The sequence below is a fragment of the uncultured Polaribacter sp. genome (genome assembly GCF_947500975.1).
Taxonomy (GTDB): Bacteria; Bacteroidota; Bacteroidia; order Flavobacteriales; family Flavobacteriaceae; genus Polaribacter.
Window position 1 is genome coordinate 58,775 of sequence record NZ_CANMUE010000009.1, and the last position, 18,084, is coordinate 76,858.

At 28.4% G+C, this 18,084-nt stretch carries 17 protein-coding genes; 9 read left to right on the forward strand and 8 right to left on the reverse strand.

Features of this window, described 5'->3' with window-relative positions; translation table 11 throughout:
• The first annotated feature begins 56 nt into the window (after positions 1-56).
• The 3 genes from Q0733_RS10800 to Q0733_RS10810 are packed head-to-tail and all read left to right on the forward strand — an operon-like array spanning position 57 to position 3,385.
• Entirely contained in the window at positions 57-2,174 is a 2,118-nt protein-coding gene (locus Q0733_RS10800; protein WP_298782252.1) for a TonB-dependent receptor, read from the forward strand.
• A gap of 22 nt (positions 2,175-2,196) precedes the next feature.
• Positions 2,197-2,934, forward strand: a complete 738-nt coding sequence (locus Q0733_RS10805; RefSeq protein ID WP_298782253.1) for an HmuY family protein — start codon at positions 2,197-2,199, stop codon at positions 2,932-2,934.
• A 1-nt stretch (position 2,935) separates the two neighbouring features.
• Positions 2,936-3,385: a DoxX family membrane protein gene (locus Q0733_RS10810; RefSeq protein ID WP_298782254.1), complete on the forward strand. Its 450-nt coding sequence runs from the start codon at positions 2,936-2,938 to the stop codon at positions 3,383-3,385.
• 34 nt (positions 3,386-3,419) lie between these two features.
• On the opposite strand, the gene Q0733_RS10815 is transcribed toward Q0733_RS10810, so the two are convergent.
• The 8 genes from Q0733_RS10815 to Q0733_RS10850 form a co-directional block, all read right to left on the reverse strand.
• Positions 3,420-4,232, reverse strand: a complete 813-nt coding sequence (locus Q0733_RS10815; RefSeq protein ID WP_367276312.1) for an HAD family hydrolase — start codon at positions 4,230-4,232, stop codon at positions 3,420-3,422.
• Positions 4,233-4,234: 2 nt separating this feature from the next.
• A complete protein-coding gene (locus Q0733_RS10820) occupies positions 4,235-5,248 on the reverse strand; it encodes a LacI family DNA-binding transcriptional regulator (RefSeq protein ID WP_298782255.1) in 1,014 nt (337 codons plus the stop codon).
• Between the two features lie 75 nt (positions 5,249-5,323).
• Positions 5,324-6,688, reverse strand: a complete 1,365-nt coding sequence (locus Q0733_RS10825; RefSeq protein ID WP_298782256.1) for a mannosyltransferase — start codon at positions 6,686-6,688, stop codon at positions 5,324-5,326.
• Complete coding sequence (locus tag Q0733_RS10830; protein WP_298782257.1) at positions 6,688-8,178, reverse strand: cellulose synthase family protein; 1,491 nt, start codon at positions 8,176-8,178, stop codon at positions 6,688-6,690. The genes Q0733_RS10825 and Q0733_RS10830 overlap by 1 nt, the downstream gene beginning before the upstream one ends.
• The gene (locus tag Q0733_RS10835; protein WP_298782258.1) at positions 8,178-8,870 is read right to left on the reverse strand and encodes a glycosyltransferase family 2 protein; all 693 of its coding nucleotides are present in this window, start codon (positions 8,868-8,870) and stop codon (positions 8,178-8,180) included. Before Q0733_RS10835 ends, Q0733_RS10830 begins: the two co-directional genes overlap by 1 nt.
• A complete protein-coding gene (locus Q0733_RS10840) occupies positions 8,871-9,350 on the reverse strand; it encodes a hypothetical protein (RefSeq protein ID WP_298782259.1) in 480 nt (159 codons plus the stop codon).
• Positions 9,350-10,972, reverse strand: a complete 1,623-nt coding sequence (locus Q0733_RS10845) for a 4Fe-4S dicluster domain-containing protein (RefSeq protein ID WP_298782260.1) — start codon at positions 10,970-10,972, stop codon at positions 9,350-9,352. The genes Q0733_RS10840 and Q0733_RS10845 overlap by 1 nt, the downstream gene beginning before the upstream one ends.
• Before the next feature lie 51 nt (positions 10,973-11,023).
• Positions 11,024-12,376 carry an FAD/NAD(P)-binding oxidoreductase gene (locus Q0733_RS10850; RefSeq protein WP_298782261.1) on the reverse strand — a complete coding sequence of 451 codons (1,353 nt, stop codon included), beginning with the start codon at positions 12,374-12,376 and terminating at the stop codon, positions 11,024-11,026.
• Between the two features lie 171 nt (positions 12,377-12,547).
• Here Q0733_RS10850 and Q0733_RS10855 point away from each other — a divergent pair, with 171 nt between their 5' ends.
• The 6 genes from Q0733_RS10855 (at position 12,548) to Q0733_RS10880 (ending at position 18,084) form a co-directional block, all read left to right on the forward strand.
• Entirely contained in the window at positions 12,548-13,417 is an 870-nt protein-coding gene (locus Q0733_RS10855; RefSeq protein WP_298782262.1) for a transporter, read from the forward strand.
• A 26-nt stretch (positions 13,418-13,443) separates the two neighbouring features.
• On the forward strand, positions 13,444-14,445 hold the full coding sequence (locus Q0733_RS10860; protein ID WP_298782263.1) for a glycoside hydrolase: 1,002 nt from the start codon (positions 13,444-13,446) through the stop codon (positions 14,443-14,445).
• Positions 14,435-15,169 (forward strand): hypothetical protein, encoded by a 735-nt coding sequence (locus Q0733_RS10865; protein WP_298782264.1) that lies wholly within the window; start codon positions 14,435-14,437, stop codon positions 15,167-15,169. Before Q0733_RS10860 ends, Q0733_RS10865 begins: the two co-directional genes overlap by 11 nt.
• Before the next feature lie 41 nt (positions 15,170-15,210).
• Positions 15,211-16,446: a POTRA domain-containing protein gene (locus tag Q0733_RS10870; protein ID WP_298782265.1), complete on the forward strand. Its 1,236-nt coding sequence runs from the start codon at positions 15,211-15,213 to the stop codon at positions 16,444-16,446.
• A 59-nt stretch (positions 16,447-16,505) separates the two neighbouring features.
• Positions 16,506-17,237 (forward strand): metallophosphoesterase family protein, encoded by a 732-nt coding sequence (locus Q0733_RS10875; protein ID WP_298782266.1) that lies wholly within the window; start codon positions 16,506-16,508, stop codon positions 17,235-17,237.
• A gap of 76 nt (positions 17,238-17,313) precedes the next feature.
• Complete coding sequence (locus Q0733_RS10880; protein ID WP_298782267.1) at positions 17,314-18,084, forward strand: enoyl-CoA hydratase/isomerase family protein; 771 nt, start codon at positions 17,314-17,316, stop codon at positions 18,082-18,084.

Here is an 18,084-nt window from a genome sequence, read left to right on the forward strand (position 1 = left end):
TTCTTATTTAGATTGAATTAAAATAAAATATATATTTGCAGCAAATCTAATCAAGAATGGTTCTAAATAAAAAATATTTTAGTGTTTTTTTTTCAACTTTTTTTTCTCTTGTTGTTTTTTCTCAAAAAATAATAAAGACCAAGCAAGATTCTACTGCAATAGAAAGCTTAGATGAAGTTATTGTTACAGCAACAAGAACACAAAGGCAATTATCATCAATACCATTGCCTGCTCAAATAATTTCTAAGAAAGAAATTATCAATATCAATTCAATTCGTTTGTCAGATATTTTAAATGAACAAACGGGTTTAATTACTGTGCCAGATTTTGGTGGAGGAGAAGGTATACAGTTGCAAGGTTTAGATAGTCAATACACATTAATTCTTATAGATGGTGTTCCTCTTGTAGGGCGTTCTGCTGGAACTTTAGATTTAAGTAGAGTTAGCGTTGGTAATATAAAACAGATAGAACTTGTAAAAGGGGCATCTTCTGCATTGTATGGTAATGAAGCTTTAGGAGGAGTTATTAATATTATAACAGAGAAACCAAAAGTTGGTTTTAAAGGAGATATAAATTATAGGAGTGCATTAAATACCAACGATTTTGATACCAGTAATGATATTAGTGCAAACATCAATTACAAAAAAGAAAAGTTAGGAATTACTGCTTTTTTTAACCGATTTAGTAGTAATGGATATGATTTAGATGAAGACACTACTTTTAAAACTGTAGAACCTTTTATTAATTATACGTTGAGTACAAAAGTGAATTATGATGTTTCTAAAAAAACATCCATTTTATTCTCTGGAAGATATTATCATCAGCTTCAAGATTATATTGCTACTGAAACTCTGGGAGGAGAAAGTGAATTAAATGAATGGAATACACTTTTAAGAGTGCAACATAAATTCACCTCAAAATGGAATAGTTATTTTGAGTTTTATGCAACACAATATAAAGCGGAAGAGTATTTAAATGATGAAAATGGAGTTTTAAACAGTCAAAGTAATTTTAATCAATATTATATAAGACCAGAATTTAGAGCAACTTATACATTTGATACCAATAATAATTTGGTAGCAGGTGTTGGTTTAACCAATGAACGATTAGATAGAACTTATTTTACATTAACCCCAGAGTTTCATGCACCTTATATTTATGCACAATATGATGGGCAAATTATTGATAATGTAAACCTTATTCTTGGTGCAAGGTTTGACAACCATAACAAATACAAATCTCAATTTAGTCCAAAGATTGCTTTACGATATAAAATAAATGATAAAATATCTGTAAAAGCCTCTAGTGGTTACGGATTTAAGGCACCAGATTTTAGACAATTATATTTCGACTTTACAAATTCTACGGTAGGTTATACTGTTTTAGGTTATAATGAAGTGCCAAGAAGATTACAAGAATTGTTTGATAATGGTGAATTGGTAAATGCTACAACTCAAGAAAATATAACGCAAATAATAAATCAGTTTGAGAGTTCTTTAAACCCTGAAAGTTCAATCAGCTATAATTTTGGAATTGATTATAAGCTTTTTTCTAGTTTAAAATTAAATCTAAATATTTTTAGAAATGATATTAAAAACTTGATAGATACACGTGTTGTTACCCAAAAAGAAAGCGGGCAAAATGTATTTAGTTATTACAATGTAGATAAGGTTTATACACAAGGTTTAGAGTTTAATGCTCATTTAAAAATCAACAAAAATATAGCAGTTTCTGGAGGATATCAACTTTTGTATGCATACGATAAAGAAGCTGAAAATGCTTTTAGAAATGGAGAAGTATATGCTAGAGACTTAGAAACCTTATCCACTTTTTCTTTAGAGAAAGACGACTATTTTGGATTGTATAATAGATCTAGACACATGGCAAATTTCAAAATATTTTATGACATCCCAGAATGGAATTTGAACGCTAATTTAAGAGGAACTTATAGGAGTAAATACGGTCTTTTTGATAGTAATGCCAATGCCTATTTAGATAATTATGACGCTTTTGTAAACGGCTATTCAATTTGGGATTTTGCAATTAATAAAACCTTTGACAAAAAATATCAGCTAAGTTTTGGGGTAGATAATCTATTTAATTTTACAGATACACAAAACATTAGCAACATAGCGGGTAGCATTATGTACACTAAAATCAATATTCAATTTTAATAAATAAATAAATACAAATACAATGAAAACAATTAAATTTTTAGCAGTAATTACGATCGCTTTTTTAAGCTTTACTTCTTGTTCAGATGAAGAAGAAATTTGTACAACAATTTTTTATGCAGATGTAGATGGTGATGGTTATGGAGACGCAAATAACCCTATAACAGCTTGTCAACAACCAGATAATTATGTAGATAATGCAGATGATAATGATGATGGGCAAGCATTAACTTCAGTTATATCTGCAACCGTAAGTAATTTGGCAGCAGTCCAAACTGCAGATTACAGTACAACTCCGCCAACAATAACAGGAGATTATGTTAGATTTTCTTTTGAAACTGGAGCTGCAGTTACAGATGATAATTGGGATATTGCTTTTAGAGGAAGTACAATTATTGTAAACGGAGGTTCTGCCATTTCTAGTGATGAGCCAGAACGTACAGGAGAAGCAGGAGTATATTTAGCAACCGGTACATTAGCAGATATTGCAGAAGTAGATACTACTTTATTCGCACAAGATGATGCTGCAAATGGTTATGCTATAGCTACTGGTTCTGGAAACGGTTGGTATAATTACGATTTTACAACACATCTTATTTCGCCAATTGCAGGAACAATAATTATTGTAAAAACAATTAATGGTACGTATGCTAAATTAGAAATACTAAGCTATTATTTAGATGCAGACACAACTAGTAGTTCACAACATTATACGTTTAATTATGTATATCAACCAAATAATGGTTTAACAGTATTTTAAAATGAAAAAATATATTAGCATATTTTATATTGCATTAAGATTATTTTTAGGAGGTTTTATGATTTATGGAGGAATCAATAAGTTTAAAAAACCAATTCCTAAACCTATTGAAGTAGTTTCAAAGGCGCAAAAGTTTACTTCTCCAGAAAAAGAAAACACACTTCAAAAGATTTTGTACATAAGTGGTGCAAAACAAACTGGATATTTTTGGCAAGTATTAGGAATTTGCGAATTACTTTTTGGTTTTCTTTTAATAATCCAAGGAACAGGTTTTATTGGTGCTTTATTTTTATTGCCAATTACACTGCACATATTTTTGTTCCATTTATTTTTAGAACCCGATGAGTTGGTAGAGCTGCTTCAAACAGGAGTATTCTTAACAGTAAATATTCTGTTAGTTTTAAAAGAAAAAGAAAAATGGAAACATTTACTTTGGATACAACCTATTTAATAAAAAATGCTTCAACTTTGTTGAGGCATTTTTATTATGCTTTAGTTTCAATCAATTGTTCTAAAATACTCTCAACACCAAAATTATTATTACTTTCTGTAGTATGATTTGCAATTTCTTTTATGTCTTTATGTGCGTTTTCCATAGCAAAACTAAAATGTGCTTCTTGCATCATTTCTATATCGTTATGATAATCACCAAAAACCATCGTTTCCTCTTTTGTAATGTTTAAGAGTTGTTGTACTTCTCTTAAAGCATTTCCTTTATTGGCTTTTTCATCAGAAATATCTAACCAATTTTGTCCAGAAACTTTGAGTAAAACATCTTCTTTTAAATGTTTTACAAAAGGATAAATAAAAACTTCAGAAGAATTAAAATGATAGACTGCAATTTTTAAAATAGGTGTTGTTTTAGCAACGTCAATTAGATCATCAACAATATGAAAATTACGATAATACTCTTGAAATAAATCAATAAAACGTTCATCTTTAGATTCTATAAAAGCAGAATCTTGAGAACATAAAACAATGTTTGCGCCTTTAATTTCTCTTAAAACAGGAATTACATTGATGGTTTTTTCTGATGCTAATGAATTTAAAAGTAAAATTTTATCATTTTTTTTAGCAATTGCGCCATTCTCTGCAATCACAAAAATTTCATTTTTTATGGATGCTAATTTATCAACAATACTATTATATTGTCTACCACTTGCGGCACAAAAAATAATATTGTGTTCTTGTAATTGTTTAAAAAGTTGAAAAAAACATTTACTAACTTCACTTTTCGAGTTAAGCAAAGTCCCATCCATATCGGAAACAACCAATTTTACTTTCGAAAAATCAATCATTTTTATTTGGTAGAATCTCTAATTACTAAATCAGTTGTAATTACTTTAGTAATGGTGTCTTTGTTTTTTTTCTCTAATTTATCAATCAAAATTTTAGCAGCAGTTTCTCCCATTAATTCTCCATGCTGACTAATAGTTGTCATTTTAGGACTTGAGTGTCTTGCTAAAATTCCGTTAGAAAAAGGAATTACAGATAAATCTTTTGGTACTTCTTTACCGGTTTTAATACCTGCTTTCATAGAAGCAACAGCGGCAGATTCTCCTGTGGTTATTATACTGTCTATTTTATTATTTTGTAAAAAAGGAATTAAAATAGATTCGTATTTTTTGTAATCTCTTTCTAAAATATTGATGACTAAGTTTTCGTTAAATTTTATACCAACATTTTCGAGCCCTTTTTTGTATCCTAAAAAACGTTGTTTACCAATATGAAAATCACTCATTGTAGAAACAAATGCAATATTTTTATGACCAGTTTTGTATAAATATTCTACTGTATTTTGAGCGCCATTAAAATCATCAGTAATAATTTTATCGCAATTTAAAGTTTGTGCAACTCTATCAAACATTACAATTGGCGTATCATTATCAATAGCATTTTGAAAGTGTTTAAAATTTTGTTTTAATTCGGTTTCTTTTGCTAAAGAAATAATAAAGCCATCTATACTACCATTAGAAAGCATTTCAATAATTTCAACTTCTTTATTGTAAGATTCGTTAGAAATACAAGCAATTACTTTGTAGCCTCTTTCTAAAGCTGCTTTTTCGATTCCTTTAAAAACTTGAGCGAAAAAATATTTTAACATGGTTGGAATGATGATTCCAATTGTTTTAGTGCTTCTGTTCTTTAAACTTAATGCGTTAAAATTAGGCTTGTAATTGTTTTCTTTAGCGTATTTCTGAATTTTTTCTTTCGTAGCTTCACTAATTTCGTAGCTGTCATTCAATGCTTTAGAAACTGTAGAAATAGATACACTAAATTGTTTGGCAATATCTTTTATGGTAAGTTTCTTCATATAAAAAAATTAGCCACTAAGGTATAAAATTATAAGGACTCCGTGTTTCAATAAATTATTAAATTATCAGTTTTTTTATATTTTTATATTCTTATTTTTTATTTCATAAATTAAAAAAGCAAATACCACAAAATATTCTATTGCAACAAACCATAAATTTTCTTTCCAAGGTAAATTAGAATACGCTTGATAACTTAAAATGATAACCAAACTCCAGATAATTGGAAACTTATATTTAGTAAAAACTGATAGAATTATTGGAGTTGCAACATACCAAGGATGTACAGTAGTTGCTGTAAAATAATAGAAAGACAAACCAAATAACATGGCTGTTATTAATTGAGTTTCTGTTTTGTTTTTTCTAAAAAATGTAATAATTAGTAAGAAGATAATGGTTAGAATTGGCATTATTTTTCCAATAATAGCAATTTCATTATAGCCTCTAAAAAGAAAGCCAATTTCTCTAAAAATATAATAAAAACTTGCATTGAATTCAAAATTACGAAACCATAATCCTACTGAATTAGAATAGTTGGAAATTAATTCTGAAGAATAAAAAGGAAGAAATAAAATAATTATGGTTGTAAGAATAATACTGTAAAATGAAATTAATTTTTTGATTCCTAAGAAATTAAGCCCCCATTTTTCTTTATGATTAGATTTCTTAACAAACCATTGAAAAAACAAAGGCAAAAACAATAAAGGAATTAACTTTACTGAAATAGAACATGCAATTAGAATAGCAGCTAAAATCCATTTTTGTTGATGTAATTTGTACAATCCTCCAATTAAAAAGAATAACATTACTGGTTCAAAATGTAAATTCCCTGTCATTTCTATAATGATAAAAGGATTTAAAATATACCAGAAAATATTTTTTATTGGAAGATTTAATCGTTCTAAAAGTTTCTTTCCAAAATAGAGAATACCAATATCGGCAAGAATAATTATCAATCTTAAAACGATAATAGAACCAAAGATATTTTTGCTAGAAAAGATAGCAGCAATTAAAAAACACAATTGATTTATTGGCGGATAATTGGTGTAATGACTTCCATTCATTTCACCCATTCCATTATACAAATCTGATGCTTCTGCTATAGGATTCAACCCTTGTTGTATAAATGTTTCTGGTAATGATAAATACGGATTTAACCCTTCTAAAATCATGCGGCCATCCCAAATAAATCTATAGAAATCTTGCGATAAATTAGGCGTTGCAAATAAGAAAATAAACCTAAAAAGAATAGAAACACCTACTAAAGTAGAAAAAGAAATTGTATTTTTTTTAATCAACCAATAAAAACACACAAAGAGAGAAAACCATAGAATAATTAGTTTATTAAATTCGGTTCTTTCTAAAAAATAGGCAAAGAAAAAATAGAGTATTGTACTTATTGAAATTAGTAGAATATCTTTATTTTTTGATAAAAAAGACATTACGCTTTTGAAAAAATTGATTTAAAAAAAACGTAAGAAAACCCTATAAAAAGCATAAAGTGAAATGGGAATAATCCAAAATCTCCACCTTGATCTCCAACAATAAATGCACTGTACATTCCAAAAATAAAATATACAGCCAATAAACCTTCTAAAACAACATGTATTGATGGTTTTTTACTGATGTATTTATTGGTTTTCCAACCATCTTTTAAGCCTTTTAAATTAAATTTTGGTGTTCTTACAAATTCACTTTTTTTACCAAAATGACCTTCTAAAACGGCAATTGTATTATGTAAAGAAAAGCCCATTGCTATTGAGAAAAATGTAAAAAACGCTCCAATATATTTAAAGAAGTTTTTAAAACCACCGCCATAAGTATTTTTGTACATATGCCAATAACAAATAAAGAAGATAATAGAGCTAGTTACAAAGAAGCTCATTACATAAAAATAAGGTTTTAAATGTGCATATTCATTTTTAATATACAACATAGGTATACTTAAAACTGCTACTAAAAAGATGCACGTAAACATCGAGCTGTTTAGCAAATGTAGTAAACTATGAATTTTGGTTCTAAAAGAGGTGTTTTTATTGATGATAATTCTCTTAATCATTTTTTGAAAATTCTCTGCTCCACCCTTGTTCCATCTAAATTGTTGAGATCTTGCTGCGCTAATTACAACAGGCAATTCAGCTGGGGTTTCTACATTTTCTAAATATTTAAATTTCCAATTTTTAAGTTGCGCTCTATAACTTAAATCTAAATCTTCCGTAAGTGTATCACCCTCCCAATTACCAGCGTCATAAATACATTCTTTACGCCAAATACCTGCAGTTCCGTTAAAGTTTATAAAATGTCCTTTACTACTTCTACCAACTTGTTCTAGTGTAAAATGTGCATCTAAAGCAAATGCTTGAATTTTTGTAAGCGTAGAATAATTTCTGTTGATGTGCCCCCATCTTGTTTGAACAACGCCAATTTCTGAGTTTTTGAAATACGGAATTGTTTGTAGTAACCAATTTTTTTTAGGTAAAAAATCAGCATCAAAAATGGCAACAAATTCTCCTTTAGATGTTTTTAAACCTTCTTTTAAAGCACCTGCTTTAAAACCTTGTCTATTGGTTCTTTGAATGTGTTGTATATCAATTCCTTTTGCTTCAATTTCTTTGACTAATTTTGCTGTCATTTCTACAGATTCATCTGTAGAATCGTCTAAAACTTGAATCTCTAATTTCTCTCTTGGATATTCTAATTTTTCGATATTTTTTAACAAACGTTCCATTACATACAATTCGTTAAAAACAGGTAATTGTATGGTTACAAAAGGAATTTCTTCAGGATTTGAGAAATCGAATTTTGGAGAGTTATCTTCCTTGTTTAGATGCTTTAAGTAGTTTAATAATAGGTTTAATTGCGCTATTGCATACATAAAAATAAGTAACAAACAAATTGTGTAAACTGCAATAATTATATACTCTAAAATCATTATTTAAAACTATATTTAAAAATCCAACCTAAAATTTTAATCCCCGCAAATATAGTACCTTTTACCGTACCTGAAACTTTTGAGACTCCAATTCTATTTCTATATTTTACAGGTATTTCTATATAGTTCATTTTTTGCTTTAATACTTTTAGTTGCATTTCTACCGTCCAACCATAGGTTTTATCTTGCATTTTTAGGTCTAAAAGTTTTTGATATTTAATTGCCCTAAAAGGACCTAAATCTGTAAATTTTGCACCAAAAAATAATTTCATTAAAAATGTTGCAAGCCAATTACCAAAAACTTGTTGAGGTGTCATAGAACCACTTTCTCGCAATTTTTTTACCCGAGTACCAACAACAAAATCTAGATTATCATTAATAATAGGTGAAGTAATTTCGGTTAATTGTTCAGGGAAATCAGAATAATCGCCATCTAAAAAAACAATTATATCTGGTTTTATTTCTTGTTTAGAAATGTAATCCATTCCTTTTAAACAAGCAAAGCCATACCCTTTTTTGGGTTCTTTTAAAACAGTTGCTCCAGCATTTTTTGCGTTGATTTCTGTATTGTCTGTAGAGTTATTGCTGATTACAATAATTTCATTTACAGAATTAGGAATGTCATTAATGACATTTGCAATAGAATCTTGCTCATTAAAAGCAGGAATAATTACTTTTATTATGGGTTTCATTTATCTTAAATCCAATAGATTATTCTCTTTTTTAAAAGATGAAAAATCTTTCCATTCTTTAATTTTTCTTCCTTTTTTAAATTTAGAAGCCTTTACCAATTTTTTCTTTTGATAAAGTAAACAATAACCATTTTTCTGATTATTTTTTAATTGGCATTTATGATCTACGTTTCCTTTTTTGTCATAAAACAACCACCAATTATTTTTTTGACCTTCTTTAAAATGCCCTTCTTTTTCAAGAAGAGAATTTTTGCTGTAAAAGTACCAATAATTGGTTTCTAAATTGTTTTTAAAATGCCCTTCTTTTTTTAGGACGCCATTTTTATAGTAATATTTCCAATATTTTGATTTTTGCTTTTCAATAATCCAACCTTCTGCTTTTATTTTACCATTAGCATAATACTCTCTATGGTATTTTTTTTGTGAAAAAACCACGGTGTTTATCAATAAAAAGAAAAGAATAATATGTTTTTGAAACATTATTTTTTGTTTAGAAAATTCATCAAATCAACATCGTTTCCTAATAAAATTTCAGTGGGATTAATTCTCCCATTTTCCGGACCATTTTCTAATTTTAAAACTCCTCTTGGACAAACTGCAGAGCAAATTCCGCATCCAACACAACTAGAACGTACAATGTTTTCTCCTTTTTGAGCATAAGATCTCACATCAATTCCTTGCTCGCAATAAGTAGAGCAATTTCCACAAGAAATACATTGTCCACCGTTAGTTGTAATTCTAAATCTAGATTTAAAACGTTGGATAAAGCCTAAATATGCAGCCAAAGGACATCCAAATCTACACCAAACTCTGTTTCCAAAAATTGGATAAAAACCAGTACCAATTACACCAGCAAAAATAGAACCTATTAAAAAGCCATAAATATCTTGAATTATTTGTGTTTTAATTCCTATAAGTTCACTTGCGCCAGAAAAGAATGTGTACAAAGCAAAGCCTGTCATTACTAGCACAAATATTAAAACAGAATGAATTACAATACGTTCTACTCTCCAAGAAAGCAGTGTTTTACTAGATAATTGCCTGTAAGGATCTCCTAAAGTTTCTGCTAATCCTCCACAACCACAAACCCAAGAACAGTACCATCTTTTTCCGAAGAAATATACCATTACAGGAACTACAACTATGGTTAAAATAACTCCCCAAATTAATATGAATAAACCAAAAGTTCCATTTGCAAGTAGTTCGTTTAAATTCCATTTGAAGAAAAAATCATAATCTAAAGGAAACGCATTTTTAAAATCGTACCAAGGTTTTTCGAAACGAACTAAAATTTCTGGAATTAAAAAAGCAAATACAATTTGAAAGAATAGTACCGATGTTGTTCTTAAAATTTGATATTTATTATGACGATATTTTATATACATTCTTACAGCCATAACTGTCATTACAACACAGTATAAAAATCCATATAAAAACCATTGACTTGCAGCTTTTTTACTTATGAAAATACTTATTGGATCAACTAAATACACCCAGTTTACAATTAAATCTGGTTTAAAATAAAGCAAGATGTAAAATGTAACTAAAAAGATGAATGCGAACCAGCCAATCCAACCTCTATTTGTTGCTGCTTCTAGAAAAACACCATCATTTTTTATACCGGATGGCCCTAAAATTATAACATTTGGTACAATAAACATAAGTGCACCAATAATACCCAATCCAAAAGTTAAAAACCAGGCTAAACCTTGATTCTCTTTAATAAACCCTTTGCCAGATTTTTTAGCTAAAGCGTAGCTTAAAGAATGTGGTTTTCCAGATATTTTATATTGATATTGTTTACCTTTTTCAGTCCAGTTTTTTTCTGAATTGTATTTTGAAATTAACGCATCATAATGATTGTTTGATGTTTTAAAAGCGTTTCTAACTTTTGCAGAAAATTGAAAAATATTTAAACTTTCACCTGTTACAATGGCTTTAGAAAGTTCTTCTTTTAAGATTTCACTTTTATAACCTTTTTCAGAAATAAAAGTATCTAATTCTGTTTGTGTTAAATTAAAGGAGCCGGTAAAAATAGATGCTGTAAAAATTGATAATCCTATTAAAAAGATAATTAATCCTACTTTTTGTATAATTTTCAAAATAATGTTTTTTGTGTTATAAGTCTGTTTTTAGTAATTTTTAAAGATGTTTTAGACATCTTTGCTAAAAATTCGTTTCCAACTTTTCTTTTTTAATTGAATGTTTTTGCCTTTTTCTTTATTGAATTTTGTTACAATTTCAGCTTCGTGTAGTTTGTAAAATTCAGGATCAAAATTAGCATCGGCTAAATATTCTAAAACATATTCTACAGATTTTTTTTCTGTAAGCCATTTGTCAAAAATTTCATGACGCATTCTAATTCCAAATGTGTTTATCCCTAAAAATAAATTTGAATTTGTATCATATGAAATAGTAATACATTTATTATCTTTTGGGTGTTGCCATTGAAAATAAACTTCGTTATCTTTTTTGTTACGTTCACTAAAAACCCATCCATAAGTTTGATATTCAATATCTAAAAACTTAGCAGAATTAAACCAATGGCCAGGTTTGTATTCGGTTTTATTGCCACAAATAGTTTGCGCAAGAGTTTCTCCCATCATTCTTCCTGTATACCAAACTGCTTCAATATTTCTACGTTGCCCAATTGCTTCATGTTGTTCTGCACAATCACCAATAGCATAAACATCGTTCATGTTTGTTTCTAAAAAACGATTGACCAAAACACCTCTTTTTGTATCAATTTTAGATTCTTTTATGAAATCGATATTTGGAGAAACACCAGCTGTTAGCCCCACAACGTTACATAGAATTTCTTCGCCAGTTTCTTCAAGAATTACAGATTTTACGTGTCCGTTTTCATCAGATTTAATTTCTTTTAAATTGGTACTCAAACGCAAATCTATATGATGTTCTTTAATATGTTTATTAATCATTTCCGATTCTTGTGCAGGTAAAACTCCGTTCCAAAAACTAGCTTCCCGTACTAAAAAAGTAACAGGAATATTTCTACTTCTTAACATTTCAGCAAGTTCAATTCCTATCAATCCACCACCAACAATTACTGCTCTTTTACATTTTTTATTATTTGGTGCATATTTTTCTAGATTTTCTAAATCTTGTTTATGATACATGCCCATAACACCTTTTAAATCTTGACCTGGCCAACCAAATTTATTAGGTTTAGATCCGGTTGCAATAATTAATTTGTCATAAGTAAGTGTAGAAGTATCTTTAAACTCAAGTGTTTTTTTATCTGTATTTATTTTGTTTACAAAACCTTCTTTTAAGTCTATTTTATTTTTATCCCAAAACCAGTTTTCATAAGGTTGAGTGTGCTCAAATTTCATGTGCCCCATGTAAATGTACATGAGTGCAGTTCTAGAAAAAAAATATTTTGTTTCAGCTGAAACTAACGTGATTTTCTTATCAGATTTTTTTCTGATATGTCTTGCAGCGGTAACACCAGAAATTCCATTTCCAATAATAACAATATGTTCCATAGTAGGTTTGTTTCTTGCTTTTAAGTCGAAGCTAAAGTTAATACCTTAATTGGTAAAAGTAATTTAGAATTGTTTTAAATAATTTATAGTTTTTAAAAAGTGTAAGTATTATAATTATTGATAGACTGATGTTGTAGTTAAAAGATTATTTAAAATTAAATGAATCATAAGATGAAAAATAGCATATCAAAAATTTTATTAATTACAGCTTTAGTAGTTAGTTTTAATACACAAGCGCAAGAAGATGATGATACTACAAAAAGTAATATTCAAACCTATACGCCTTCTAAACTACTAGACAAAGGTCAGTGGGATGTTAAGTTTTTTAATAATTTATATACAGAAACAAAAGCCAAGTTTGATGGTGTTAAATTTGATAAAGACAGAGAAAATTATTTTACATCAACTTTAGATGTTTTTACAGGTATTTCAGATAACAATAGATTAAATATTGGTTTGTTATTAGAATATAGATCTAACACAATTAATGGTAAAAGTGCTACTTCTGTTTTTAGTTTTGCAGATGATTTAAGCTCAAGAAACGGTTTGTCTTCTTTAGCGCCAGCAATAAAATGGCAGCCAATTGAAGGTGTTGGTAATTTCTCAATTCAATCTGCTTTTCATATTCCTATTATAAATAATGAATCTGAAAATAATGTGTTTTTAGATCAAACTGCATACACTTTTCAGAACAGGTTTTTTTATGATTATACTTTGCCAAGTGGAAATTGGCAATTATTTACAGAGCTAAATACCGAATATAATTTTGGTGATGAAGCTAGTTTTGCAAATAAAACATTTGTTGTAGCTCCAGGGATTTTTATGAGTTATTTTCCGTCAGATAAATCTACTGTTTTAGGTTTTGTGCAACATTCTCAACGTTTTGGAGATTTTACACAAGATTATACTGCTTTGGGTTTTGGAGGTAAATATCAATTAACACAGTTGCTAAATTTAGAAATTTTATACAGTAAATTTGTACGAGGAAATGATACCGGATTAGGACAAAGTTTTAACATTGGTTTAAGAGCGTTGTTTTAGTAAATAGTAGTATTTTTAAGGAATTTATGAAAACAAATAAACTCCTTTTTTTATTGCTATTTTTTTTACAATTTTCATGCAATAGTCAGTCAAAGAAAATTAACGGATTAAGTTTTGTTGCATCTCCAAAACATATTAATTCTAAACATATTAATCCAGTTTTAAAGGCGCAAAGCAATTATGTTGCATTGATGCCTTTTGGTTTTATTAAAAAACTATCCTCACCAATAATTAATCATAATACGGATAGACAATGGTTTGGTGAAACTGAAAAAGGCATAGAACAATATGCGGAAAATCTTCAGAAGAATGGTATTAGAATTATGGTAAAACCCCATATTTGGGTTTATAATGGAGAGTTTACAGGGTTAATTGAAATGGATTCTGAAAAAGATTGGAAGGTTTTAGAAGATTCTTATCAAAGTTTTATATTAACCTATGCAAAGTCAGCTCAAAAAATGAAAGCTGAAATATTTTGTATTGGAACAGAATTAGAATACTTTGTAGCAAAAAGACCAAAATATTGGCAACAACTAATTAAAAAAATTAGAGAAGTATATAAAGGTAAGTTAACCTATGCCTCAAATTGGGACGAATTTAAACGAGTAACTTTTTGGGGAGAATTAGATTTTATAGGTGTAGATGCTTACTTTCCTTTAAGTGACGTAAAATCTCCAACTGTAATTGATTTTGAGAATGGATGGCAACCTCATAAAAAAGAAATTATAGAGATTCAGAAAAGATATAAAAGAAAAGTATTGTTTACTGAATTTGGTTACCGAAGTGTCGATTTTACAGGAAAAAAACCTTGGGATTTTAATAGAGTTATAGATAATGTAAATTTACAAGCTCAAGTAAATGGTTTACAAGCAATACATAATCAATTTTGGAATGAAGATTGGTTTGCGGGTGGATTTATTTGGAAATGGTTTATTGATCATGAGGATTCTGGAGGAGAAAACGATAACAGATTTACACCGCAAAATAAACCAGCAGAAGAATTATTAAGAAAATTATATGCAAATTAAAAAGATATTTTTAGCAACTATATTAATTATATTTATCTCATGTTCTGAAGATAATGATATTACCACACCCAGAAACTTACAAGAGTATTTAGATGTAAATTCAGATAGAGAAATAGACAATGTTATTGCATGTGCCGCAAGTTTAAGTGAAAGTATTTGTTACATTTACTATTATCCTGTTGATGGTGCTACAGAAATAAGATATTATGAAACTGACGGAACAGATGTAGATGAAACAGATTTTTCTAATTACAGAAGAAGTTTATTAGATAGTGACGATGTTTTTGATGGAACTTTACAAAAATTTTCTAGATCAGATTCTAATGAAGCATGGAGTATTGTTACCTATTTGACCGATGGTAAATTTCATATTTCAGACCCAATTCGGTTAAAAAATACAACTAGCGAAACTATTTGGGAAGAAGATGTTACAATTGAATACCCATCAATGTTAACACCTAAGTTTACGTGGTCAGATTATGGTATTACAGACAATGTAATTTATTTTCAAGTAATTTCTGATGCAGATGATACTTTTTTATCTGGCACTTACACAACTGATAATTATTTTCAATATTATGATACCAGTAATGTTGTTTTAAATATTACTGAGGATACACCAGATGATTTAATAGAAGATGAAGAATACAATTTTACGTTAATGGGGGTTAGTGAAGATAATTGGGTAAATTTAATTATTGAACAAACTTTCATAGCTGAATAATGAACTTTAAAAGCTCACTGTTTTTTGTCCTTTTTTTACTGATGAGTTTTACAATTTCATCTCAAGAAAAAATAGTTTCAAAAGTTTTAATTAAAGGAGAAAAAAAAACAAAGCCTCAATTTTTATATAACTTGTTATCTCTTAAAGAAGGGCAGGTTTTAGATTCTGTAACTTTAGATAAAGATATTGTTTTATTAAAAAGGTTACCCTCAGTTGGTCATGCTTTTTATAAGGTTATACAAAAACGTAATAATTTTTATGATGTAATAATAACTATCGAAGAGAATATTACAATTAATCCTGAAATAAATTTTTGGACTACAACTAATAATCAATTTGCATATAAATTAGGTTTGTATGATTACAATTTTTTAGGAAGAAATATTACTTTAGGGGGATTTTATCAGAATAATGGTTTTGATACCTATGCTATAAATTTTAGAGCTTCAAATTTGTTTTCAAAAAAATGGGGTTTAGCAATAAATCATCAAAACTGGAAAAGTGAAGAACCACTTTATTTCGAAAATGAGTCTGCCAATTACCTGTACAATAATATATCTTTTGAAATTTTGGGTTTATTTCAAATCAATTTAAAAAATGAAATTAATTTTGGTATTAACTTTTTTAATGAGAAATACCAATATTTATCAGGAAATATTAGACCTTCAATCCCGCGTTTTTTAGATTTAGATAAAGTACTATTAAAATTTGTCTATTCTTATGATGATTTAGATTATTATTATCAATATACAAGTGGTTTTAAAAGCGTTTTATTTGCGCAATTTGTAACCTCTAATAATGCTTTTCAAAAAGATTTTTTGATTGCTTGGAACGATTTTTTTTATTTTAAAAGAATAGGAGAAAAAGCAAATTGGGCAAATAGAGTGCGTTTTGGATTATCATCAAATGAAAATTCTCCTTTTGCACCTTTTGCTATTGACAATAATATTAATTTAAGGGGTGTTGGAATTTTAGTTGATAGAGGTACTGGAAGTTTTGTTTTAAACTCAGAATATAGATATACACTTTATGATAAAAAATGGTTGGCAATTCAAACCAATACTTTTTTAGATTTTGGAACCTGGAGAAAACCTGGAGGAGCATTAAATGATTTTACAAAAAGTGATAACATAAGGGTTTATTCTGGTTTAGGTTTACGATTTATCAGTAAAAAAATATACAACGCAACGTTTAGAATTGATTACGGATTTAGAGTTTCTAATAATTCTGGAGAATCTAAAGGTGGTTTTGTTTTTGGAATCGGTCAATATTTTTAAAAATATATTACTTCAATTTTTATATAAAATAGTAGCTTTGTTTTTATAAAAATAATAATATGCGAACTTTTGCAATTGGAGATATTCATGGGGGCTTAAAAGCTTTAATTCAGGTTTTAAATAAATTAGAATTAAAAGATGGTGATAAGATTGTTTTCATGGGCGATTATGTAGATGGTTGGAGTGAATCTGCCCAGGTTGTACAGTTTTTAATAGAATTAGCCCAAAAGTTTAATTGTATTTTTATTAAAGGAAACCATGATGTTTGGTGTCAAAACTGGTTAAAAGACTCAAAAGACGTTAATCCATCTTGGTATTTACATGGAGGTAAAGAAACTATGGAAAGTTATCAAGGCTTTTCTGAAGAAGATAAAAAACAACATCTTATCTTTTTTCAAAATTTACCATTATATCACATAGATCAAGAGAATAGATTGTTTTTACACGCAGGTTTTACTTCTTTGCATGGTGTAGAAAAAGAGAAGCATCAAGAATATTTTTACTTAGATAGATCTTTATGGGAAATGCTTATTGTGATGGATAAGTCAATTGAAAAAGATTCTATTTTTTACCCAAAAAGACTTCAACATTATAATGAAATTTATATTGGTCATACACCAACAACTAATTATAATAAATCATTACCGGTTAATATTGCAAATGTTTGGAATATTGATACAGGTGCTGCTTTTAAAGGAAAAGTATCCGCAGTAAATATTGATACAAAAGAGGTTTTTCAAAGTGATAATTTACCAGTATTATATCCAAATGAAAAAGGAAGAAATAAGTAGAAGTGTTTTTGCAACTTAATTGTGTTAGATGTTTATTTATATAATAAAAACCTATTTTTGATAAAACTTTAATTTTATGACAACTACAAGAAAAAATGGGAGTTTATTTACCAATATTCAAAATAATATTGCCACTATAGAATTTGGACACCCTGCTAGTAATTCTTTTCCAAGTGAACTGTTAGATAGGCTAGCAAATGAACTTAATTTGCTTTCTAATAATAATTACATATCAGTTATTATTTTAAAATCTGAAGGAGAAAAAGCATTTTGTGCAGGTGCATCTTTTAGTGAATTAATGGCTATCACAAATTTAGAAGAAGGTAAGCAGTTTTTTGCTGGTTTTGCAAATGTAATTAATGCAATGAGAACTTGTAGTAAGTTGATTGTTGGCCGTGTTCAAGGAAAAGTTGTTGGAGGAGGGGTTGGTTTAGTTGCTGCGTGTGATTATGTTTTTGCAACAGAAAAAGCTTCGGTAAAATTATCTGAGTTATCAATTGGAATAGGACCATTTGTTATTGAACCTGTAGTAAAACGAAAAATTGGTTTGGCTGCTTTGTCAGAATTAACTTTAGATGCAACAAGTTGGCAAAATGCTTATTGGGCGAAAGATAAAGGATTGTATGCTAAAGTTTTTGAAAATAAAAAAGAGTTAGATAATGAAGTTGAAATATTTGTGCAAAAATTAGCTTCATACAACCCTGTAGCTCTTTTAGAAATGAAAAAAGTGTTATGGGAAAATACTGATAATTGGAACGAGTTGCTGGCAGAAAGAGCTGCGATTTCTGGAGAATTAGTTTTATCAGAATTTACAAAAAAAGCATTGGCAAAATTTTCTAAAAAATAA